This is a genomic window from Vulcanisaeta sp. JCM 16159 (genome assembly GCF_001316265.1).
Lineage (GTDB): Archaea > Thermoproteota > Thermoprotei > Thermoproteales > Thermocladiaceae > Vulcanisaeta.
In genome coordinates this window covers 14,812-37,307 of the sequence record NZ_BBDN01000011.1, presented here as the reverse complement: position 1 = coordinate 37,307, position 22,496 = coordinate 14,812, and the positions used below count along the sequence as shown (strand labels likewise).

General features: G+C 53.6%; 19 protein-coding genes, 1 tRNA gene, 2 rRNA genes, 3 pseudogenes and 1 CRISPR repeat array. Of the genes and pseudogenes, 13 read left to right on the top strand and 12 right to left on the bottom strand.

Annotated features, from left to right (window positions below):
- Positions 1–205: 205 nt before the first annotated feature.
- From JCM16159_RS10565 to JCM16159_RS10555, 3 genes are all read right to left on the bottom strand, one after another.
- Positions 206–3,266: ribosomal RNA gene (locus JCM16159_RS10565) — 23S ribosomal RNA — on the bottom strand.
- 52 nt (positions 3,267–3,318) lie between these two features.
- Positions 3,319–4,828, bottom strand: a 16S ribosomal RNA gene (locus tag JCM16159_RS10560).
- The 16S and 23S rRNA genes sit together here, the layout of an rRNA operon.
- A gap of 341 nt (positions 4,829–5,169) precedes the next feature.
- A complete protein-coding gene (locus tag JCM16159_RS10555; RefSeq protein WP_243666651.1) occupies positions 5,170–7,836 on the bottom strand; it encodes a DEAD/DEAH box helicase in 2,667 nt (888 codons plus the stop codon).
- Between the two features lie 830 nt (positions 7,837–8,666).
- Here JCM16159_RS10555 and JCM16159_RS17130 point away from each other — a divergent pair.
- Positions 8,667–8,843, top strand: coding sequence for a hypothetical protein (locus JCM16159_RS17130; RefSeq protein ID WP_243666650.1), 177 nt, complete (start codon positions 8,667–8,669; stop codon positions 8,841–8,843).
- A gap of 664 nt (positions 8,844–9,507) precedes the next feature.
- Here the strand turns inward: JCM16159_RS17130 and JCM16159_RS17125 are convergent.
- The gene (locus tag JCM16159_RS17125; RefSeq protein ID WP_243666649.1) at positions 9,508–10,092 is read right to left on the bottom strand and encodes a hypothetical protein; all 585 of its coding nucleotides are present in this window, start codon (positions 10,090–10,092) and stop codon (positions 9,508–9,510) included.
- Complete coding sequence (locus JCM16159_RS17120) at positions 10,038–10,496, bottom strand: EVE domain-containing protein (RefSeq protein ID WP_243666648.1); 459 nt, start codon at positions 10,494–10,496, stop codon at positions 10,038–10,040. Before JCM16159_RS17120 ends, JCM16159_RS17125 begins: the two co-directional genes overlap by 55 nt.
- A 126-nt stretch (positions 10,497–10,622) precedes the next feature.
- Between JCM16159_RS17120 and JCM16159_RS17115 the strand changes: the two genes are divergently transcribed.
- The 7 genes from JCM16159_RS17115 (at position 10,623) to JCM16159_RS17090 (ending at position 13,606) form a co-directional block, all read left to right on the top strand.
- The gene (locus tag JCM16159_RS17115) at positions 10,623–11,420 is read left to right on the top strand and encodes a cytochrome ubiquinol oxidase subunit I (RefSeq protein ID WP_367834461.1); all 798 of its coding nucleotides are present in this window, start codon (positions 10,623–10,625) and stop codon (positions 11,418–11,420) included.
- Positions 11,399–11,686 carry a hypothetical protein gene (locus JCM16159_RS19385; protein WP_367834460.1) on the top strand — a complete coding sequence of 96 codons (288 nt, stop codon included), beginning with the start codon at positions 11,399–11,401 and terminating at the stop codon, positions 11,684–11,686. Before JCM16159_RS17115 ends, JCM16159_RS19385 begins: the two co-directional genes overlap by 22 nt.
- A 62-nt stretch (positions 11,687–11,748) precedes the next feature.
- Complete coding sequence (locus JCM16159_RS17110) at positions 11,749–12,078, top strand: hypothetical protein (RefSeq protein ID WP_243666647.1); 330 nt, start codon at positions 11,749–11,751, stop codon at positions 12,076–12,078.
- On the top strand, positions 12,032–12,280 hold the full coding sequence (locus tag JCM16159_RS17105) for a cytochrome ubiquinol oxidase subunit I (RefSeq protein WP_367834473.1): 249 nt from the start codon (positions 12,032–12,034) through the stop codon (positions 12,278–12,280). Before JCM16159_RS17110 ends, JCM16159_RS17105 begins: the two co-directional genes overlap by 47 nt.
- Entirely contained in the window at positions 12,273–12,842 is a 570-nt protein-coding gene (locus JCM16159_RS17100) for a cytochrome ubiquinol oxidase subunit I (protein WP_243666646.1), read from the top strand. Before JCM16159_RS17105 ends, JCM16159_RS17100 begins: the two co-directional genes overlap by 8 nt.
- Before the next feature lie 79 nt (positions 12,843–12,921).
- Positions 12,922–13,344, top strand: coding sequence for a hypothetical protein (locus tag JCM16159_RS17095; RefSeq protein ID WP_243666645.1), 423 nt, complete (start codon positions 12,922–12,924; stop codon positions 13,342–13,344).
- Positions 13,345–13,447: 103 nt separating this feature from the next.
- Entirely contained in the window at positions 13,448–13,606 is a 159-nt protein-coding gene (locus tag JCM16159_RS17090) for a hypothetical protein (RefSeq protein ID WP_243666644.1), read from the top strand.
- Between the two features lie 127 nt (positions 13,607–13,733).
- Here JCM16159_RS17090 and JCM16159_RS17085 read toward each other — a convergent pair whose 3' ends face one another.
- Positions 13,734–13,874 (bottom strand): hypothetical protein, encoded by a 141-nt coding sequence (locus JCM16159_RS17085; protein ID WP_243666643.1) that lies wholly within the window; start codon positions 13,872–13,874, stop codon positions 13,734–13,736.
- Between the two features lie 258 nt (positions 13,875–14,132).
- Here JCM16159_RS17085 and JCM16159_RS10530 point away from each other — a divergent pair, with 258 nt between their 5' ends.
- Positions 14,133–14,627 carry a hypothetical protein gene (locus JCM16159_RS10530; protein ID WP_054857797.1) on the top strand — a complete coding sequence of 165 codons (495 nt, stop codon included), beginning with the start codon at positions 14,133–14,135 and terminating at the stop codon, positions 14,625–14,627.
- Positions 14,628–14,718: 91 nt separating this feature from the next.
- Positions 14,719–14,853, top strand: a complete 135-nt coding sequence (locus tag JCM16159_RS19380; RefSeq protein WP_367834459.1) for a hypothetical protein — start codon at positions 14,719–14,721, stop codon at positions 14,851–14,853.
- Positions 14,854–14,857: 4 nt separating this feature from the next.
- On the opposite strand, the gene JCM16159_RS10525 is transcribed toward JCM16159_RS19380, so the two are convergent.
- The 5 genes from JCM16159_RS10525 to JCM16159_RS10515 all read right to left on the bottom strand — a co-directional run bounded on the left by JCM16159_RS10525 (position 14,858) and on the right by JCM16159_RS10515 (position 17,945).
- A complete protein-coding gene (locus JCM16159_RS10525) occupies positions 14,858–15,223 on the bottom strand; it encodes a hypothetical protein (RefSeq protein ID WP_243666642.1) in 366 nt (121 codons plus the stop codon).
- Between the two features lie 73 nt (positions 15,224–15,296).
- Entirely contained in the window at positions 15,297–15,956 is a 660-nt protein-coding gene (locus JCM16159_RS10520) for a hypothetical protein (RefSeq protein WP_243666641.1), read from the bottom strand.
- A gap of 293 nt (positions 15,957–16,249) precedes the next feature.
- Positions 16,250–16,908: direct repeats of the CRISPR family, unit length 25 nt; unit sequence CTTTCAATATTCTATTGAAATCTTC.
- Between the two features lie 242 nt (positions 16,909–17,150).
- Positions 17,151–17,282: a hypothetical protein gene (locus JCM16159_RS19375; RefSeq protein ID WP_367834458.1), complete on the bottom strand. Its 132-nt coding sequence runs from the start codon at positions 17,280–17,282 to the stop codon at positions 17,151–17,153.
- 2 nt (positions 17,283–17,284) lie between these two features.
- Positions 17,285–17,506, bottom strand: coding sequence for a hypothetical protein (locus JCM16159_RS17080; RefSeq protein ID WP_243666640.1), 222 nt, complete (start codon positions 17,504–17,506; stop codon positions 17,285–17,287).
- 320 nt (positions 17,507–17,826) lie between these two features.
- A tRNA-Pro gene (locus JCM16159_RS10515) sits at positions 17,827–17,945 on the bottom strand.
- A 272-nt stretch (positions 17,946–18,217) separates the two neighbouring features.
- Between JCM16159_RS10515 and JCM16159_RS10510 the strand changes: the two genes are divergently transcribed.
- From JCM16159_RS10510 to JCM16159_RS10500, 3 genes and pseudogenes are all read left to right on the top strand, one after another.
- Positions 18,218–18,754 carry a phosphoribosyltransferase family protein gene (locus JCM16159_RS10510; RefSeq protein ID WP_243666639.1) on the top strand — a complete coding sequence of 179 codons (537 nt, stop codon included), beginning with the start codon at positions 18,218–18,220 and terminating at the stop codon, positions 18,752–18,754.
- A pseudogene (locus tag JCM16159_RS19370) lies at positions 18,747–19,802 on the top strand (DUF1297 domain-containing protein). The gene JCM16159_RS10510 and the pseudogene JCM16159_RS19370 overlap by 8 nt, the downstream one beginning before the upstream one ends.
- A pseudogene (locus JCM16159_RS10500) lies at positions 19,799–20,906 on the top strand (formate--phosphoribosylaminoimidazolecarboxamide ligase family protein). The pseudogenes JCM16159_RS19370 and JCM16159_RS10500 overlap by 4 nt, the downstream one beginning before the upstream one ends.
- On the opposite strand, the pseudogene ppcA reads toward JCM16159_RS10500, so the two are convergent.
- Positions 20,903–22,436: pseudogene (gene ppcA, locus JCM16159_RS10495) on the bottom strand (phosphoenolpyruvate carboxylase). The pseudogenes JCM16159_RS10500 and ppcA sit on opposite strands and share 4 nt — an antisense overlap.
- Positions 22,437–22,496: the final 60 nt, after the last annotated feature.

Below are 22,496 nucleotides of genomic sequence, written 5' to 3'. Positions count from 1 at the left end.
AACCACCAACAAACAACTAACCCGTCACCCCCAACACCTGATTATTTACTACCCTTGCATTGAACAAAATGGATACTTTATTAATGAACGCAACAAGAACCTAACCACTGAGTTAGCCATAACGGTATAAGCAACACCGGATATGCAAAACCATGAAAGAACAACCCAACCCCAACCACACCCAGGCACCCACCCATTAGACCCCACCACCCGCACCTGGGGCAATTGGGAGTGGCGGGCTCCCCCCTCGGGAAAACCCTCGGGGGTTACACCCCCACCCCATCAACCCCGTCTTCTACGGGGACCCTCACCCGGCACCCGGCGGGTTTCCCCACCGGGCACCGAGCGGCCGCCTCTTTTCGGGGAGGGCTTCCCGCTTAGATGCCTTCAGCGGTTATCCCCTACGGCGTGGCTGCCCGGCTCTGCCCTGTAGGCAACCGGTAGACTAGAGGCCGCGGCGCCCCGTTCCTCTCGTACTGAGGGCACCTTCCCCTCAGGCGGCCAGCACCCCCGACAGGTAGAGTCCGACCTGTCTCACGACGGTCTGAACCCATCTCACGTTCCCCTTTAATGGGCGGGCAGCCCCACCCTTGGGGGCTGCTGCACCCCCAGGATGGGAAGAGACGACGTCTGGGTACCAAACCGCGGGGTCGATGGGAACTCTCACCCGCGACGAGCCGGTTACTCCTGGGGTAACTTTTCTGTCATGCCCGGCCCCCACTGGTGGGGGCACGAGCGTTCGCTAGGCCCGGGTTTCCCCCCTGCGCCCCTTGCGTTCAAGGCGCAGTCAGCCCGGCATTTGGCCTTACCCTCTACGGCGGAGTTCTGACCCGCCTGAGCCGAGCTTTGGGCACCCCTGATATCCTTTCAGGGGTGTGCCGCCCCAGCCGAACTGCCCACCCGCCGCTGTCCCCCGGGTGCTACCCGGGGTTAGGGGTGCGGGAGGAAGTGGGTGGTGTTTCATTGGCGCATCCGCGCGGCCCGGAGACCGCGCTTCATCGCTCCCACCTACACTATGCACCCCCTCCCGCACCCCAACGACGGGCTGCAGTAAAGCTCCACAGGGTCTTCTCGCCCCGTCGGGGGTCCCAGGACTCTGCACCCGGAGGTGGGTTCGCCGGGCCCCGGGCCGGGACAGTGGGGACCTCGTTGATCCATTCATGCACGCCGGAACTTACCCGGCAAGGCATTTGGCTACCTTAAGAGGGTCAGAGTTACCCCCGGCCTTCAGCGGCGCTTCGCCCGGTTGAACCCGGGTTTCACGTACCGCCAGTGGCCAGGATTCAGCCCCCGTACACACCCTTACGGGCTAGCGGGGACCTATGTTTTTGTTAAACAGTCAGGTCCCCCTTGTCACTGCGACCCACGGCTCCAGTGGTAACCACCAGAGCCGCGGGCACCCCTTCTCCCGAAGTTACAGGCCAATTTGCCGAGTTCCCTGGCCCGGGGTCACCCGAGCCGCCTTGGGCTTCTCACCCAGGAACACCTGTGTCGGTTCTCGGTACGGTCGTGGGGGCTCGCTCCCCACCCCCTTTTCATGGGCCCCGGGAGTCAGGTGGACCGGGCTCAAGGCCCGGCTATTCCCGCCTTCAGCCGGTTCTCGCCATTACGGCACTCCCCGGCCTTCAGCGGTTAAGCGGGGTATTCCCCCGCCCACCCTATCCCGAGCGTCGGAGATGGGGCCTGCGTTGCCGCGAGGCCTACCCCCACGGCACGGGAATATTAACCCGTTTCCCTTTCGGCGGGTACCAATTAGGCCCCGCCTTAGGACCGGCTAACCCATGGCTGATTGTCGTTGCCATGGAACCCTTGTCCTTTCCGGCGGAGGGGGTTCCCACCCCTCTTCGCTGCTACTACCACCGGGATCTGCATCGGCCACGGGTCCACCGGACCTCACGGCCCGACTTCCGCCCCATGGCCGCGCCCCCCTACCCCACGCGGACCAACGGTCCGCGGGCCGGGGTCTCGGCGGCGGGCTTGAGTCCCTAGACATCTTCGGGGCCCCCCGCCTCAGCGGGTAAGGTGTTACCCACTTCTTAGCCGATGGCTGCTTCTAGGCCCACGGCCCCGCTGTCTTGGGCGGGGGACACCCTTCTAGGTTGACACTTAGCCCGCACTTAGGGGCCTTAACCCCGGTCTGGGTTGTTTCCCTCTCGGCCCTCAGGCTTACCCCGAGGAACCCGCCTCCCCCCTTCTTCGGAGCCCACGGGTTCGGAGTTTGACCGGGGACCGGGGCCTTTCGGCCCCTGCATCCCCGATCAGTGCTCTACCCCGTGGGCTTCCTCCAGGGAGGCCGGGCTGGGACCCGCTTCGGGGGGAACCAGCTATCACCGGGCTTGGTTGGTCTTTTGCCCCTAGCCCCAGGTCATGGGAACGAATTGCACATCAGAACCCTTTCGGGCCTCCACGGGGCTTTCGCCCCGCTTCACCCTGCCCAGGCTAGATCGCCCGGTTTCGGGTCTCCCGCCCGTGACTACGGGCCCATTAAGACCCAGCCCCTCACGGGGTCGCCCCCGCTACGGGCTTTTCGGTTTCCCTACGCCTTCGGGGCTTAACCCCCTTAGGCTCGCCACGGGCGGGAACTCCCCGGCCCGTGTTTCTAGACGGAAGGGGCGACCCTGGACCCTCCCCCTCGTACTCCCGGGTTCACCCCGGTTTCCTTCGGGGAAGGGCACCCTTTCGGGCCGCCCCTCCTTTAGCCGCCCGGTTTCAGGCTCTTTTCACTCCCTTTCGGGGTTCTTTTCAGCTTTCCCTCACGGTACTAGTGCGCTATCGGTCTCGGGACGTGCTTAGCCTTGGGGGCCAGTGGCCCCCTGCTTCCCACGCCAAAACCAAGGCGTGGTACTCCGGGACGCCGGGACTCCGCCAGGCGGCCTTTAGCCTACGGGGCTATCACCCTCTACGGCGGGGCTTTCCAGCCCACTTCGGCTAGGCCGCCCCGGCGGTACCCAGGCCCTCAACCCCACATCTCCCCACGGTTATCCCGCGGGGATTTGGTTTGGGCTAACCCCCTTTCGGTCGCCCCTACTCAGGGGGTCCCTGTTGGTTTCCCTTCCTCCCCCTACTAAGATGTTTCCGTTCGGGGGGTTCCCGCTCCGAGGAAAACCCCGGAGCGCCCAGGCCTATTCGGCCCGGGCAGGAGGCCCCATTCGGGAATCCCGGGTTCAAAGGCTGCCTGCGCCTACCCCGGCTTATCGCAGCTTGCCACGCCCTTCCTCGGCGCCCGAGCCGAGCCATCCACCGGGCGGCTTGCTGGTGCGGGTGGTGGTTTGGTCAGGGTGGGTACCACCCAACCCCCTTTGAACACCCCATCCCCAGAGGAGGTGATCCGGCCGCAGGTTCCCCTACGGCCACCTTGTTACGACTTCGCCCCCCTCGGGAGCCCCCAACTCGTCCTCCCCTCCCCAGGGGTTACCCTGGAGAGAAGAGGCCTCGTTGGGGGCTCCCTCGGGTGGCGCGACGGGCGGTGTGTGCAAGGGGCAGGGACGTATTCACCGCGCGTTGGTGACACGCGGTTACTAGGGATTCCACGTTCACGAGGGCGAGTTGCAGCCCTCGATCCCTACTGGGGCGGGGTTTACGGGATTGCCTCCCCCTTTCGGGGTCGGATCCCGCTGTCCCCGCCATTGCAGCTCGCGTGCAGCCCCGGGGTTTCGGGGCATACTGACCTGCCGTGGCCCCCTCCTTCCTCCGGCTTACGCCGGCAGTCCCCCTAGTGTGCCCCCGGTCCCGAAGGACCGGGTAGCAACTAGGGTGGGGGTCTCGCTCGTTGCCGGACTTAACCGGACACCTCACGGCACGAGCTGACGACGGCCATGCACCTCCTCTCAGCTCGTCCGGCAAGGTCGTTAGCCTGGCCATCATCCTGCTGTCGCCCCGGGTAAGGTTTCCGGCGTTGACTCCAATTAAGCCGCAAGCTTCACCCCTTGTGGTGCCCCCCCGCCAATTCCTTTAAGTTTCAGCCTTGCGGCCGTACTCCCCAGGCGGCGGGCTTAACGGCTTCCCTCCGCCACTGGGCGGGCTCTAAGCCCGCCCAACAGCTAGCCCGCATAGTTTACAGCTGGGACTACAGGGGTATCTAATCCCCTTTGCTCCCCCAGCTTTCGCCCCTCACCGTCGGGCGCGTTCCAGCCGAGCGCCTTCGCCACTGGTGGTCCTCCCGGGATTATCGGATTTCGCCCCTACCCCGGGAGTACCCTCGGCCTCTCCCGCCCCCAAGCCCGGTAGTATCGCCCCCGGCCCACGGGTTGAGCCCGTGGATTTCAGGGACGACTTACCGGGCCGGCTACGGGCGCTTTAGGCCCAGTAAGCACCCCGACCACTCGCGGGGCTGGTATTACCGCGGCGGCTGACACCAGACTTGCCCCCCGCTTATTCGCCCGGCTTTTTGCACCGGGCAAAAGCCGCCCTCTTCGGGCGCACTCGGGGTGGCCCCGTCACGGTTTCCCGCATTGCGGAGTTTTCGCGCCTGCTGCACCCCGTAGGGCCTGGGCCCTTGTCTCAGTGCCCATCTCGGGGCTCCCGCTCTCACGGCCCCCACCCGTCTTCGGCTTGGCGGGCCGTTACCCCGCCAACTACCATGATGGGCCGTGCCCCCATCCTCGGGCGATCACGGTAGATCGACCGTGATCCCTTTCGGGGAAGGGGCCTTCCAGCACCCTTCCCCTATGGGGGATTGGCCCCAGTTTCCCGGGGTTGTCCCCCTCCCGAGGGTAGGTTAGGCACGTGTTACTGAGCCGTGCGCCACGCCCGGCGGTCCCCGGGCGTACGACTCGCATGGCTTAGCCCCACCCCGATAGCGGTCGGGTCCGGCAGGATCAACCGGTTTCTTGGGGATGGGGTTTGTTCGGGGGTTGGGTTTGGGTGTGGTTGGGGTTGGATCATCCCAACCTTCCGCCCGGGCTGTTCCCGGGTGGTTTGGTTGGGGACTCATTGTGCGGAGGTATCCTTGTTTTTGTGTTTTATAAGCTTTTTCTCCGTGGTTTTTGGTATTACTTATTCGTTCCAGAAGGGTTTTGTTCGTTGGTATTGTCGTTCTGCTTCTAGGATTTGTTGGTAGAGTTCTTGTTCTGTTTTGGCTTTTGGTAGGATTTTTCTTATTGCTGTTGTTGGTCCTACTCCGTGTGCTGCCAGGGCTGTTATGGCTTTTTTTGCCGTATTGTAGGACTGCTAGGCTGTTTGTGTTAGTTCTTGCCATTTTTCCTGTTCCTCCCTTGTTAGTCTTTGTTTTCTCCTGGCTTTCCTGGCTATTTCGTAGGTTCTTCGTGGGTCTTCCCCGTACTTTAGTACGGCTATTTGTCTCATTCCGCATCTTGGGCATTTGATTTGTTCTGGTATGTACTTGACCTTGGTTGTTGTGTGCCACCCGCAGTTTAGGCATAGTAGTGTTACTTCCCTTTCCTCGATTCTTTTCTTTAGTAGTTGTAGGATTGTGGTTGTTGGTATTCCCTGGATTGCCGTGTCGTATTTGCCCGCTTGGTTTATTATGTGCTGGGCTATTGGCGTGTATTGTTCGACCTTAACGACCCTAACCGTTATTCTCCCCTCCCTGACACTGCTCACCAATTGCCTGAGGGGTGTTGAGTCCACCTTTTCGGTGAGTATCTCCCTAATGACCTCCCTATCCACCACGGTGTCCCTGAGGGCGGTGGCTAGCCTCTCGATGTTCACATCCACGGACTCCCTCGGCAGTACCCCGAACCTCCTTGCTACGTGTATGAACCTGTACTTATACAGCCTGGTGCCCCTTATGGCCTCCCTCAACTCCCCCTCCACGTAGTCCGGGCTTTGGTTTAGGGTCTCGGTTATTGCCTGGGGTGGTATGCTTATTGGTGTTGTTATGAGTACCCTGTATGGGTCTGTGACGTAGGTCACGGCGACCCTATACCTCTGCCCAATGTGCCTGGCTAGGTATAGGGCCAGTGCCTGGTTTCCCTTGGTGCCTAGGCATGCGTGGATCACGGCGTCCCTACCCCTCCACTCGATGATTACTGCGTTGGTGAATTCCGTGACCTCCGTACCCGCCTGTTGCCTCAGTTCCTCGATGAGTGGGTTGGGGATCTCCCTCGTTGGGTATTTTGCCAATGCCGTGGCTGGGCCTGCGCCGTTGGCTATGGCGTTTATTAATTCCTCCCTTAGCCTGCATACTTCCTGGGCTACCTCGGTTGGTACTGGTATTTCCTCGCCGATCCAGGTGGGTACTGCGTTTAGGATTTGGTTCAGTGGTTCGAGTATTACCTCGCCCTTCCCGCGGTCAATACTCACTATCTTCCAGGGCCTGCCCGCTAGTATTATCTGTGTGCCCGGTTCCGTGGTTTCCACAAACTCCTCGTCTAGCTCGCCTATTGCCTTGTTCGTGATCATGTCCCTTGCCCTGTAGTGTTTTTGGTCTGGTATCATGGAGATGCTCTCGAAGTAGTACCTGTGGAGTCCCCTCCTTGGGGTTATTGTTCCGTCCTCGTTGACCCTGACGAGCTTGTTTCCCTCCATGAACCTCAGGACTTCCATGAGCTCCTCAGGCGTTAATTCCCTGTATGGGTGTGCCCTCCTCACTGTGCCCAAGATATCACCCACAGTCAATGCCCTGCCCTCTATCTTGGCTTCAATCACCATGCCTGCGACCTGGTGGTGGAGCACGTCGAGGGCCTTCTCGTGGTACTCAACCTCCCTCTCCAACTCGTTGTTTAGGGCTTTCCTGGCGATTACGAGGGATTCGAGGTAGTCGTCGGTGTCCCTGGCAATTACGTAACCAACGGCCCTCCTACCAAGCCTATGCCCGCTCCTGCCGACCCTCTGGATTAGCTTTGCGACTTGCCTCGGGCTTGAGTACTGTATTACGGCGTCTACGTGCCCAATGTCTATTCCCAGCTCGAGGCTCGACGTGGTGACCACGGTCCTAACTCTACCACTCCTCAGGCCCTCCTCAAGGCCCTCCCTCTCCTCCTTGTCCAGTGATCCGTGGTAGACGCCCACGGCGTTGTCGCTGAACACCCTACCGAGCCTATGCCCCAGTAGTTCTGCCTCGTCCCTCGTGTTCGTGAAGACCAGGGTTGCCCTGTGAGCACCAACTATCTCGGCTATCCTCCTGAGCCTCGCGGCTGTTTCTGGCATTGTGTTCAACTCCTCAGCCAAGCCCACGTCCTCCTCGGAGGCCTCTGGGTACTCCACGCTTATCTCCATCTCCCTACTCACGTCCACACTCACCACCTCCACCCTCCTACCCACACCTGCTAGGAACTGGCTGGCTAGTTCGGTGTTTCCAATGGTCGCGGAGAGCCCAATCCTCTGGTACTCACCGGCTATGTTCACGAGCCTCTCCAGGGCTATGGATAGTTGGGCGCCCCTCTCGTCATTCATCAACTCATGGAGTTCATCAACCACCACCCACCTAACATTCCTGAGCGCCCTCCTCATACTCCTCATCACCAGGATAACCTGGAGTGTCTCCGGCGTGGTTATGAGTATCGTGGGTGGCTCCCTAACCTGCCTCCTACGCTCACTCTCCGGTGTGTCGCCGTGCCTAACTGCCGTGGTTATACCCAGCCTATTGGCTATCTCCCTGAGCCTAACGTTCACGTCCCTATTGAGCGCCCTCGCGGGCGTTATGTAAATCGCCGCGACACCCCCAGTCGAGCCCCCGCTCAGTATCTTGCTCATTATTGGGAACATGGCTGCCTCGGTCTTGCCGCTTCCCGTGGGCGCGGTGATTAGGACATTGGCGCCGCCGAGCACCCTGGGTATGGCCCTCTCCTGGACTGGCGTTGGCTCTAGGTAACCAAACTCCTTAATTGTATTCACAAGCCTTGGGTGTAGGTACCTACTCCAGAAATTGCTCATTAATCTGCCCCGGCTAGGGGGTTGTTTTCCCGGGTTTTATGAGTCTGTCTGCCCTGGGGTGAACCTAAGTTGGGATGTTAATGATTACGATGGCTCTCAGACTACTCAATGGGGCTTTGTTGGCATTTGCTTGCGCTTTTGGTGTGCTTGTGTTCTTCCTAGCCCCCTTTGCCTGTTTTTGTTTGGTTTTAGATTCGCTTGATTACTAACCCGCATTCATGCGTAGTCTCGGCCTGTGCTCATCGCTTTTTCTTAACCTCGGTCATGTCTGGCGCTGGCGATCATCGATGCCACTGCCTTAACCGTACCCATCCCAATCAACCTCGGTTCATTGAATACGCTGGGCAGGGGTATCCGCGGCCCATTAACTGGCTAAATAACCACGGTGGCCGTAATAACAAGTGTTAGGACATACATAGCAATAAACTCCTGAGCCGAAACCAAGGTATGACCCATGTGAAAATCTTGGGTTCGAGTCCTGACTGGGCCCGCCGTCAATATTTCTTCGTGATTAGCGATGAGTGGGTGATTAGGTGTTGTCGACTTGCTGGTTGATGTGGTTAATTATGTGAAGGGTGCTGGGAATTATAGGCATGGGTCCTTCAATGTTTAGGCTATAAGTGTTGAGAACTACGGTAATTACTAAAGCCCTTAATTTAATAAACCCCTGGGATATGGGGATAGGTGGTATTGATTTTCATTGAACATGGCGTAGGTGGGGTCTATAAATTATAAATAATTATAATTATTATTAATGATTTAACTAAAGGAAATTTTATAAGTAAAATGATCTGGTGGAGACTTGAATGGTTCGAAGTCGGCAGAGGCGAGTGGTTCGTGAGACGTTAAATGACTTTATAAATGAAGCGTTTAGGGTAATTGCCTATGGCAAGGTGGGTTCCATGAAGGGAGATAATGTGCTTGATGTTCTGTGGGAGTTATTGGTTAATATTGATTATGAGGTAAAGAGAAGTAGGTGTTCGCGGATTAAGGCGTTAATGAACTAAGCCTCTCCCTCAGTAACTAACTGGGGGTACTAAGGGGATGGTGGCCTGTGTATCGATGATTAACTCATGTATTTATGGAACGCCTAATCTTCCTTCCTGCTGCACGGTCCATGGCGGGTCAACCTCATGAAATCCATGCTGCCCAGCCTATTTTGGCAGCTACGTAAACCTACATGGGTGAGGGGTTAGTTAATTCACGTGGTTACACCCATAGGGTAATGCCAAACCCAGAGGCTTAACCAGTGGTGGGGTGTCGATGATTACGTAGTAATCACCTAGCCTTAATCCATGACCCCTGCTTCCCTATTCACGTTGAGTGTGGCCCTATGGGTTTGAACTGTGTCCTTAATCATTGTGAGGTATAGCTCCTCAAACCCCTAAGAGCGCCATTAACGCCATCACTAGGGTAGTAATCGAGGATTCAATCATTGATGCGTAAACCAAGGAATAATGCGTTAGTAATCCCTCACCGATTCTGTCGGTTACGTGGCCAAATATTGTGCCGCCCAGGGGCCTGGTGAGCAGGGTTGGTGAGTGGGAGGCTAGTATGAGGGGGAGTCGGTGATTAGGCTTATTGTTGTGCGAGAAGTGCATGTCAAGGACCGAGACTATGAATATGGCCGGGGTTAGTCGAAGGCATCAACCGTTCAACCAATGACGTTCTTCAGTCCTTATCCAACATCACGAACTCCCTAACCAACTCACCATGATTCCTAAGGTCCCGAACAAGCCCACTAAGCTCACTAAGCAGTATCACCCTAACCCTCCTCCTAAGCTCATGGAACGAACCCCTCAACACCCTCTCAGCATTCTCATCCTTAACAATGGCGTATAGCCTGACGCCCCTCCACTTGTCCCTCGCGTGCTTAAGCCTAGCCAATGCCTGCTCGGGGTTATCAACAACCTCAAACACAGCCAGCGGCGCCAACCCATCCCTATACTCATCCTCATTACCCCACCAGGCAAGGTCAAGCCTATACTCACCCGCATCCACGTTACTGACTGGGTAATAACCAAATAACTGGGCTGCCTCCTTCAATAACGTCACCGCCTCGCTAATGCCTAGGGCCTCGGCGCCTGCCTTGGCACCCGTTGAATCAACCCCACCAACAACTTCCTTAGCACCGCCCTTTGGAGTCCCCAAAACCTCGATCACGGGCTTGGGCATTGATTGGTTCCTCAACTCATTAATTATCAATTCCGCATCCTCAACGGGCATTGGCATGGCCCTGGGGTTGGATGGATCCACGGAGTGCAGGGCCTCGGTAATGCCCCTCCTACCCCTAATGAACGATAGTTATTGGCGATGCTGCCAAGCTCAACCCTACCCAGGGATATCGGCTTTACCTCAACCACGTGGGACCAATCATTCAACTTCTTACCAGCCTTAACCCAATCACCAACAACCTCGAAAACCCCCACGAAGGACTTACAGTAGGACTTACAACCGAAGCCGCTCACGAAGAGCACAAGGCGTGTGCCGGGCCTTACCCTAGTCATTAACAGGCCGCACTCTGGGTCACGGCAACCAAATAGGCCCGTTTCGACAATGCCCATGAAGACCCTTTCCCTCATAATGACAAGCCAGTAATTCACGAGTAATACATAGCCTAGGTAGAGAAAAACTTTTGCTGGGGTTATGCCACGTCGCATTCGAATGAATACCGTTGAATAACAAAATAAATCCAAGCCCCATCGCCACTGAATTTAACTGGAAACTACCAACTATAATGAATAACCAATACCTAAGCACTTTTAATTAAGGGGCTAGGTAATACCATGATGACTAACTCAACCTTGGGAGTGCTTAGTGAGATTTACGTGCATGGTACCAACGTTAGTAACGCAATGGTCATGACCATAATCGGCATTTACCTACACGCGGTCTTCGTATCATTCACGCTGGGCTTTCCACTGGCCATACTCACCTGGCTCATTAAGTGGTACAGGACTGGCGACGCATTATTCCTCAATTACTCCAAGACCCTAACCATGGTCTGGGCCGTGAACTTCGCCCTCGGCGCCGTCACAGGCACCATAGTGGAGTTCGGCCTACTGGACATCTGGCCAACGAGCATACTACTCTTCTCCTCCTCAGCCTTCATCCCACTCCTCTACGAAGCCACCATAGCCTTCATAGGCGAGGCGGTTCTCGTGGTGCTCTTCATAATCGCCATAGGCAGGTGGAGGGCGAGGTATACACTCAGTATATTAATCGCGGCCTGGCTCCTCGGCTCACTCTCCGGGTACTTCATACTAACGGCGAATGCCTGGATGAACGTTCCCTGGGGGATGGGCGGGATACCACACGCATTATACCCATTCCTACCGAGCTACGGTCCAGACACCGCAAACCTAACCGCGACACTAAACCTAGCCGCACTCCTCCTGCACTACACGGTAGATGGCTCGGGCTCAGTCGCCCTAACAAGCACAAACTTCACATCACTGGTCGGTACATACCTAACGAACCCATGGCTACCCATGGTTAACCCCGACGCCGTAGTGACCACACTCCACACATTATTCGCAGCCTACGCAATCGGCGTAGCGCCGTGGCCCTGGCAATATCGATAAGGTTCTTCAGGACCCACGACAGTAAGTACACCAAGTTACTAAAGCCCCTTCTCTGGATACTCGTTGTGGTACTCATCATCGAGCCCATAGTCCTTGGTCACTTCATGGGTGATGACGTGGTGGCATACCAACCGCTCAAGTTCACGGCACTAACCACACTGACAGGAGGCCCAGGGTCTATGGGTATGAGTACTATGACCCAGCGGAGGCGTTATTCGCCTATGGAAACCCATACCACCCACTCCACGGCTTCAATTATTACCTAAGCCAATGCAGGGCGCTGGGCAACACCACCTTCGGCGAGCTCTATGGCGAGCTCGACCCAGGGATGCTGGGCTACCTCGGGCCCCTGACAAACGTGACGCTAGCCCAGAACTGCGAGGCCGCGGTTCTCTCCTTGGAGCCGTTGGCGCCGCTGGTGAGCGCGTTCTACTACACAATGATTGGTGCGGGAATACTACTGGCAATAGCCGCCGTTCTCGCCCTATTCACATACCTCGTGAGGGTACCTATTCTATCGGCAATAACGGACTTCATAAACAACGAAATACTGGGCGTATTGATAGGCGCCGACAATGTAATGCCTTCCTGGCCTCGGCAATGGCTGTGTTATCGGCATAGCGGCCACGGCCGGGTGGGCCGCGAGGGAGGTTGGTAGGCAGCCGTGGACGGTCTATGGCTTGATAACCACAAGTGAGGTCGTAACGAGTGATGCAATAACGCCGGGTTTCGTGGCCTTCGTGGTCGCCATACTACTTGCGATAGCTGTTGTGGGGGCCCTGGCCATGTACTACGTAGCTACGAGACCAAGCCTACTGGATAGGGTTAGGGAGTTGGCTGGGGTGGGTGGTCATGAGTAGTTACCTCGCCCTACTCTCCTTTGCCGTGCTTGGTTTCGCCCTGGAGATGCACCTGGTCTTCGTTAACGTGATAATAGGGGCCACAGTGCTCACGGTAATAACCAGGTACCTGGCCTACCTACGCAGGGACCCAGGTCTCGAGTCGGTGGCCAGGGACATGTTCAGGCTCATGGTGGTGACGGAGCTCTTTGGCGGTGTTTGGGGCACGATACTGACCGTGTTCATGGCGGGGCTCTTCCCATCAATGACTGCGATATTCACGAAGGTTTACTTCTACCCAATAGCCATAGCCCTCGTCGGCATACTACTGAGCATACCGCTCATAGCCATCTACTGGCACCTATGGGGTAGGGTCAGCCCAAGGACCCACAGCCTAATTGGCGTGCCACTCGCCATATCCGTACTACTCGTACCAGTGGGCTTCAGGTACCTCTTCGCGGGCCTTGATTACCCACAGTACGTCACGGGGGACCTCAACCCACTCACAGTCTTCTCAAACCCTGTATACCCACCGCTCATTGCCCACACGCTAATTGGCGCCATGGACATAGGCGCTTCGTAACAGCCTCGGTACTGGCGACTAGGAGGAACCTAGACATTAGGGGTGTGAGGATCGCCCTCGGCACCGGCTAGTACTACTAGTGCCACAGGCCATTGCCGGGGCCTACTACTTCACAGTCCTCGAGAGGTACGACCCATACATAGCCAGCAACATTGCGGGGCCATTACTCGGTTATGACCCTAGCACGGCCATGTTCTACCCAGCCTTCTACGCCGCGATAGCCCTCACCATAGCCCTGGGCGCCGCAGCCCTATACGCCTTTTACGCGGTAATGCAGGGTAGGGTCGTCAGACCGGCCGTAATTAGCACGGGCCTCCTCGCGGAGGCCGTACTCGTGCTCATGGAGTACGTTAATGACGGGTCCAGGTACCCATACCTATTCATAAGCGGTGGCTCAGGCGTACCAATAACGCAGTTACTAAACACACTCATACCGCTGCCCCTAATCGCCATGTACACAATGCTCCTCTCGACGATTATATTCACGCAATATTCACGTTAGCCCTATACTACGCCATAATAAGGAGACTACTGCCAGAGGGGTGAGTTTACTTCGTTCCATTAAACAAAACCTAAATGATCTTTAACACCCATTATTCAGACTGATGCTCAATAGAGCCCGTGACCCAGCCAACGCACCTACCCAGGATGCTGCAGTAAATGCGCCATCCATAATAAGCGGTATCAAGTTCCCCGGCGACTGCTCGGTTATTCAAAGCCCAACCCACATCACGGGTGGGCCTATCGCTTACAGGAAGCATTGACCTGGCCGCGTAGGTTGAGCCATCGTTGAGTAGGGTTAGGACCTCGGTGATGAGTGTGCGGGTTAGTTAATCGTTACTTAAATACCATAGAGTGTTGGTGAACCGGAAAGCCGAACCCTGGACACCCTCAATCAATCTCCCTCACGCTCAATGCAGTCCCCAGTGGTGAGTGAACCTGCCAGGGAGCACTAGGACTGTGCAGCAAACCCACCGGCCTAGCGCGTTGGTGAGTCGTAATGTCGTCATCCCCATCTCTAGCGGAAACCATTGCATCACAAAGGCGCTTCCGGTGGTATTAATGCCACTGTGTGTATTGCCAATACCTGGTGGGTTTGCCCCTCATTAGGTGAAGTTATTTAAAAATCTCGTCATTAACCATCGAAATGCTTTTATTTAGGGCTAAACATAGTTTTACTGATGATTTGGAACTTAACCGTTTATGATTCATACCATTGGACTAAGGCACGCATTGATTATGAATTCATCGGATCAATCGACAATGCAGTCAATAAATGGGTGATCAACAATGGTCAAGGTCCTGGTCAGTGACAATAACCCAACCTGCCCGGACACAGACAACCTTGACATAATTAATTACTGGTGCACGGCACTAAGTAACTTCAAGGGGTTCGATCTAATCTTCGAGAGGCCGATCACGGACATTGCCTGGATAATCCTACGGCCAAGCCTCGACATAGACGCGGTGCTATGGATAATAGAGGATTCGGGGCTTGAGGAGTACTTCGACGCGACGATACTAACGCCAGGCTGCAACACACCCGGCATAGTAATTCTAGTGCCCAGGGAGGCCAGGAAACTCGCTGAGTTATATAAACCGCAAATACTGAGCCTAGGCTCAATAACCTGCAACACACCAAGCAAGGAGTCATTCGATGCGTGGATCAACGTCGTGGAAGGACTAATAAGGAACATAGGCCCCGAGGAATTAACCAGACATGCAATGAGAGTACTCGGCCAAGCCCCAGAGCACACCCACACAATGCAAAGGGCCCATGGATAATGAATAAATAGGCCAGGCGTGATTACAAACACGCGGTTCTTACCAGGGAGTAAGTCACGAAGTCCCTACCAAGGGGCCGAAGTGCAATTACATGGCCAGGGAAAACCTGAGGATAGACGGCATGGCCGCGGTAATACCATACGTGGAAGGGGCAAATAATCAACTCGAGGTTGCGGAAAGAATTAGGAATTACATCAAGAATTTGATGAGGGTTGTCCTCGAGTAATGGGCTAGACGAGTGATGATAGGTGGTTCATAACCATGGACATGAAGCTCTTAAGCGCCGTAGCCACCGCCATTAAACCAACAGAGTTAAGCACGGCAGGTAATATGCCCATTAATAGGATGAAGACCACGCCCATCGCGGCCAGGGCACCAATAATACGCCTAATGCTGGACCACTCAATGAGTGAGTAACCAATCAGTGACTGAACGAGGGCCAGGAAGCCTATGAGACTTAGGCCTGCTATGGTTATTAAGATAAGCACGGCCGCCACAAAGGCCATGAAGTCAACGGCGCCATTAACAACGCCCTGAATTGCACTCTCGGCGGTGGCGAAGGGGTTTGTGGCATTCGTGGTGAGTAGCACCGTCATGGTGGCAATGCCGATTAGGCCCCTAATTAAGGTTAGGCAATGTGAAGGCCACGATGCACCGGAGACAGCGCACTTAACGCCTGACAACCCTAAACAACTTAGTCAATGCATTATCCGCGAAACCAAGTCTATTGAGGTAAAATGGCCCAATGAGGCTCCTAGCCATTGTCACCAACTCCTCAATAGGCTTCGTATACGGCATTAAGGCGTAGTACCACTTCTGCGAGACCTCAACACCAATTATGGCATAGGGGTCCCAACGGGCAACGAGCTTAGCCCTAACGCCATTAACCACGAACTGCCTACCAACCCTCTCAAACTTATCCTCACCCCGGAAGCCAAGCTCATTAACCAACTCACTGAATGTCCTGAAGTTCGTGGGCTCCCCAATCACGAAGAAGGGGGACTCAGGCGTGACCTTTAGATAATGCCCACAGCCCTCCATGGAAGCCCTATTACAAACCTTAACAACCCTACTGCCTGGGTAGGCCTCGAGAACCCTCTCAGCAGAGACCACGGAGTCAGGCTCGTAGGAGCTAACGACAACAAGCACGTCAGACCTACCCAACAAATCAACAAACTCAGGCTGGGCAATACTCATTGGAGGCAGGTCAACAATGGCGAGGCTGCTATAGTCCTGGGGGGGCAAGCCCTGCCTGACCTTCACCATCCTCGACAACCTATTAACACCATCAACGAAGTCACTAAGGTAGTAATAAACGCCAGTACACACACCAAGCTGCAGGAGTAATCAAACAACTCATGACCAAAGCCCCTAAGCGAAAGAATAGCCGATAGGCCAAGGGCAACCGTACTCTTTCCCGTCCCTCCCTTCGAACCACTCGTGACTACTATTAACATTCCAATTGTGTTCGTCTCAGGGCAGTATTTATATTTCTTTTGTCTATATGCACCATTAAGTATTACTTACGTATTTGGGTCAGCGAGTTACGGTGGTGCCAACCTCCCCATGGGTACTTGGGTGGGTTTACCCAGGGAATTTGTCCGCTTTTGCCATTTTTAACGCTCACGCAATTCTATTGAAATCTTCGTTAGGTATTAGTTACCAGAAAGGCATTACAAAGTGGTCATTGAGATACTTTCAATATTCTATTGAAATCTTCAGGCATTGCGTGGTGATTAACCATGAAGGTGATTTGCATAGATAGGGCTTTCAATATTCTATTGAAATCTTCAGTTTCTACACAGGCGACATGGCGTGCCCACCCTGAGGGACGCTTTCAATATTCTATTGAAATCTTCGGGTAGGCATTACGAGAGTATTGCGGTTGCCGTGGTAATGGCAGTAACTTTCAATATTCTATTGAAATCTTCATGCTCATCATCATCGGCATTGCCTGGCACATGTTCAAGGAGACCACTTTCAATATTCTATTGAAATCTTCTTAGGAGTGAGTACTTGACTATTGCCAAGGGGCTTTCTGGCCTTCTTTCAATATTCTATTGAAATCTTCACTTACCAATCCTGTCCATTATTGACTCCAGGAACTTAATAACTACTTTCAATATTCTATTGAAATCTTCGGTTCTGTCTATAAAGCGGTCTCGGGTTGGGTAATGAGTAATCTTTCAATATTCTATTGAAATCTTCAAAACGCGCCGTTTGCCCCACTCACGAATAGGGCAGAGAAGTGGGGCACTTTCAATATTCTATTGAAATCTTCCGGCTCGCTACTTTATTAGGCTCTTTATAAGTATTACCCTAGCCCTCCGCATGGTTGTCGTTGGAACATTAATTGCCATGAGCGTTCACGGCACGTATTTGTTCCAACGGTGTTTACGACATCAGTAATACCATTCCTTCATCACCATTCAATTACTAAATAACGTACTTGTTCCTACGGTGCTTTCACCATGCATGGTGAATTGTATCTTGGTTGGATAATGGCTCACAGTCCTTCGAAACTCACCACATACCCAGTATTTCCCTGTACGTTGTTTCCCGTGGTACTTCCTCGCGGTGTTTTGTGCATAGTTCGCTAGGCCCGGCGTCCTCCTCAGGGCAATTCTTGATTGAACCTGGCGGTGCGTAGTCCATGATTAATGCTGGGGTAGTTGGTTAGGGCTAATGCCCAGGAGCTTTAGGTATTCCTTGGTTATAATCAGTACGTATATTGCCGTTGTCGCGATTACGCTAATCATTAATGACGTGAGTATTGTGGACGTGTTAAGTTCGTGAGTTCCCAAACCGCTAGGCCGTGAATAACGAGCAAATAGATCGGCGAGGTCGTTGAGGCGTTTGCTGTTAGTTTCAAAGCCCAACCCACCCAATGAACCAAGGCCGGCTAAGGCTGGAATAGGTATGGTTAAGGCAGTGTTGTAAGTTTATCTTTTAGAGGCACACCAATCAGTCATATCGGTGGCATTGCGCATAATGGGGAGGTAATTCTACAAATAAAGGAGGGTTCAATTTTGATAATCTGAACATTGCGTAGCGTTAAATAGTGAAAGGCAATTGCAAATGAGGGGTAGGGCTTAATTTAGTCCCGTAGTAGTATTATGGCCAACGTAGTACTTAGTCGGGGTGTATTGAGAGTGATTTGCCTCGGTATTGACTGGCCGTGTAAGTAACCAACGATTTGTGGTGGGGCCGCCGGGATTTGAACCCGGGATCACTCGGGCTCGCGTCCTTCCCTAGATCCCGAGCCGAGCTTCGGGCGTGTTGAACCCACGTATCCTAGCCAGGCTAGACTACGGCCCCGCGCTCAATGTGTTATTTCGCGTCTTTTAAGTTTTCCTTGCCTTACCTGGTGTGGTTAATTTTAGGGCTTTATTTAATTAATTATTTAAATAAATACGTCATGCATGTCGGTTTTTTTTAATAAGTAATTTTTAAATAAAAGTGTTAATTAATAGGTTGATGGGTCATGAATAGCACTGGGCTTGTCAGGTTTTATGAGGGGCAGGTGTTTCATGAGGTGGAGGTCTTCGGCCTTAGGCGTAGCTTGCCATAGTGCCCATTGGTGATGGCTTATGGATTGCCTCGGATGCTGGCTTGTGCTTGGTGATGTGGAGTTCATTGGTAGGGCTGGCCGTGAGGTTGCCAATGCCGTGAGGCGATACGACCCGGGCATCATTGTTACGGCTGAGGCTAAGGCCATTGCCATGGCCTATGAGGTGGCTAAGGGTCTCGGTCATGGTAGGTTCGTGGTTGTTAGGATGAGCGTTAAGGGTTACATGAGGGGTTACGTTACTGAGAGCGTGAAGTCAATAACGACTAGGGAGCCCCAAACCCTTGTACTTACCAGTGAAGATGTGGAGTTTATCAGGGGTAGGAGGGTGTGCTTGTTTGATGATGTTGTTTCGACGGGTAGCACAATGAGGACTCTGGAGAGGCTTGTTAATAGGGTTGGTGGTGAGGTTGTTTGTAGGGCGTGCATTTGGCGTGAGGGTCCCTGGTACGCCTCAAACGATCTGGTGTTCTTCGATTACCTACCGATCTACGTATCGAGGGAGTTGTACGGTAGGTTCATGAATAAGTCCCTCATTGGGGTGTTGGGTGATGAGTGAGGTCCTTGCTAGGTATGACTTGGATAGGGTCACCATAGCCACGCTGGCGAGCCACTCATCGCTTCAGATATTCCATGGGGCCAAGCTCGAGGGTTTTAAGACCGTAGCCATCGTGCCCAGGGATAGGCTTTGGTTCTATGAGCAGTTTAGGCACTTGATTGATCACTTCGTGGTTCTCAATAACTGGAGGGAGCTATGCAACCCCGAGGTGGTTGGGAGCTTCACTCGTTGAATGCCGTGTTGGTGCCGCATGGCAGTTATGTCGAGTATGTGGGCCTGGACTGTGCCGAGGGTATTGAGGTACCCATCTTCGGGCTCAGGAGGTTGTTTAGGGTTGAGGGTGATCAGTGGGCTAAGATGGACCTCCTTAGGAGGGCTGGTATACCAATACCGAGACTCTTCAGTGTCGGTGATGATGTTGATGGGCCGTGATAGTCAAGTTGCCGGGTGCGAAGGGCGGTAGGGGTTACTTCATTGCCAGGTCTGGGGAGGAGGTGGTTAGGGGTGTTGAGGAGAGGGTTAGGGAGGCTTGGTGAAGACGCCTAAGGATGCCATTGTCCAGGAGTACTTGATAGGCGTGCCAATATACATACATTACTTCCACAGCCCAGTACTGTAGGGTCGAGATACTGGGTGCCGACATTAGGTATGAAACCAACATTGATGGCTTGAGGAGGCTAACGCCGGACGTAATTGTGGAGTTGGGTCTAAAGCCACCTTCGTCGTGGTGGGTAATATACCACTTGTGCTCAGGGAGAGCCTGTTGCCCAAGGTCCTCGATTACGGCATTAAATTTACCGAGGAGACCAGGAGGGCCCTACCGCCTGGCATAATTGGACCTTTCTCCCTGGAGGGCGTTATTGATGATGAGGCTAATATAAGGATTTTCGAGTTCTCTGGGAGGATTGTTGCAGGGACTAATTTGTACGTGTATGGTAGCCCGTACTCGTATCTCTACTGGAGCGAGCCGATGAGCATGGGTAGGAGGATTGCCAGGGAGGTGAGGATGGCAATCGAGAAGGACTCGCTGGAGAGGGTGGTCACATGAGGCATAGTGCCGGGGAATTACTAAGCAATTATAAGCTTGGCGTGGATTCGGTGCACATAGCCGCCATAGCGAGTCACTCAGCTTGATGTTTTTGATGGGGCTAAGGACGAGGAGTTCAGGACGATAGCCGTCTGCCAGAGGGGTAGGGAGACGGCGTACCTCAGGTTTAGGAGGGTTGTTGATATTCCGTTAATACTTGATAAGTATGCCGATGTGGCTAGGGAGGATGTCGTAAGTAAGTTGAGGTCGTTAAGCACCGTATTCGTGCCCAACAGGAGCTTCTCGGTTTACGTGGGCTACGATACTATCGAGGGCCAATTCCCAGTGCCCATATTCGGTAATAGGTACCTGCTTAGGTATGAGGAGAGGGTTGGGGATAAGACGTATTATAAGATCCTCGATAGGGCAGGCATTAGGAGACCTAGGACTTACTCCTCGCCTGACGACATTGATAGGCCCGTGATGGTTAAGATGCCCCACGCGAGGAAGAGGGTTGAGAGGGGTTTCTTCGTGGCCGTGGATAGGGAGGACTTCTGGAGGAAGTTTAGGAAGTTGGTTAATGATGGGGTGGTGAGTGAGGGTGACCTTGGTAAGGCATCGATTGAGGAGTTGGTTGTTGGAGCCCACTTCAATGTTAATTACTTTAGGAGTGTCGCTAGGGATGAGGTGGAGATACTCAGTATTGATAGGAGGATTCAGACGAACCTTGATGGGCTACTGAGACTTACGGCTGATGTGCAGTTGGAGATTAGGGATTACTTTGATGTGGAGATGATTGAGATCGGTCATGAACCTGCCACCATTAGGGAGAGCGAGTTGAATAGGCTCTTCGAGGTGGGTGACAGGTTTGTGAGGGCCGCTGAGGAGGTTGAGCCGCCGGGCGTCATTGGGCCATTCACACTGCAGCTTATGGTCACCTCGGACCTCGACATAGTGGTTTTCGATGTGGCCCTCAGGATTGGTGGTGGCACGAACATATACATGGGCATCGGGAGCCAATACAGCAAGCTATACTTTGGAAAGCCCATAAGCATGGGCAAGAGGGTTGCGATGGAGATTAGGGAGTGCCTTGAGGGTGATTGCCTGGAAAAGTTGGTGACTTAGCCTATTGCGTGCCTTATTAGTGCCATCTCAACCATGTACTTAACCGTATCATCCTCCCTACCCTCAGCCAACGAATTAATTAACAGCTGCGCCAGCAACTCATGTTCCTACTTTCATAGTCGCTGGGCCCCGCCCTAATGCCCATTTCCTCAAGCGTCTCAATGTCTTTCCTAACCATGTGAACTACATCATTGGTAATCCCGAAGGCATTACCCAGTTTTGTGAGCATGTCTAGGCATTCGTGGCATACGTACCTAGCCGCCACGCTTAGATCATGCCTTAGGTTTACATAGGCCTCACTCAACGCTGCATACTCTGCATCGCTTAACTCATTAATAGTAGAGACCCCCAACACCTCAGGCGGTATACCCAGGGAATAAAGCGCTGCGACGAATGTGATTGCCCTGGGAAGGACTACGCCCCTAAACCCCCTGCTATAGCCAAATAAGCCTATATGTAGTTTCCTGGCTCTCCTCCTAGGTACATAGTTAGAGACCTTATTTATGGCATTTGCTAAGCCCTCAACCTCCCTTTGGTAGTTAACCACGTACTTCCTAATAATGCCTACGAGTTTTCCATAATCCGCAATTAAGCAGTCACTACCTGGTGCCCTATTGTTTAGCCTAGACACTGCATTAGTCACAGAACCCTCTGGGTAGTCATATCTAAAGGCTGATTGTATGGTGAAGGTATGGACACATGGTACTCCCTAATGACGTTATCCACGTTATACGGCGTTAAGTGACCCCTAAATGGTGTTGGGCCAACGCCAATTATTGGGTAAACCTCGAGACCGAGCTCCCTACCAATACTCAATGACTTACTCAGTGCTATCTTTGCCATGAGTACCGCAGGTACTAAGCCGTAATTCATTGCTGGGTCTGACCTAGCTATGAAGACCCTGAGGTAACTCGGCCTAATGGCTTTCCAGTAACCAATGATTATCTTGCCAATCCCCAACATTGAGTCCAGGTCCTCAATGAGGGGTATCACGTCTATTGTGCCCGGCTTTACACTGCCAAGTACATCCATAACTTTGACACCAGGGAGTAACTCCATGAAAGCCTTACCGGCCACAACCCTTTCGTAGTACCTATACGTGAATATCAACTCCTCTGCCCTCGACGTTAGTGGCAGTATTACCTGAAACACGCCATTCACATTATCATCTCCATAAAATTCCCTGGCAATGTCATAGGCCGTTGGAACCAACTCCAGGGCTTGCGAGAACAACTTTTTCTCAGTGGTCTCAGCCCAGGGATTAGGTAACCTGAGGGTTAGGTATACGTCTCTACCAATCACGTGCTTCCTGAAGAAGTCGGGGTACCTACTAAGTAGTTTCCTGACCACGTAAATATCGACATCCTTGCCCTCAAAGTCCCACATGACCTCATGGCAACCATATAGGCTGTAGGCTAGGTATGCCTCGTGAATCTCATCATCACCCTGGATAACGCTATCCTTAACCCAATTAGGTACTTGAGCGTTATCTGGGTGTTGGGTGCACATGCTCATTGGTGTGTGGTCCATACTCAATGAAAAATAGTGAAGGGGGTGCTTATAAGTTATACTTATTTTATATAAATTCGT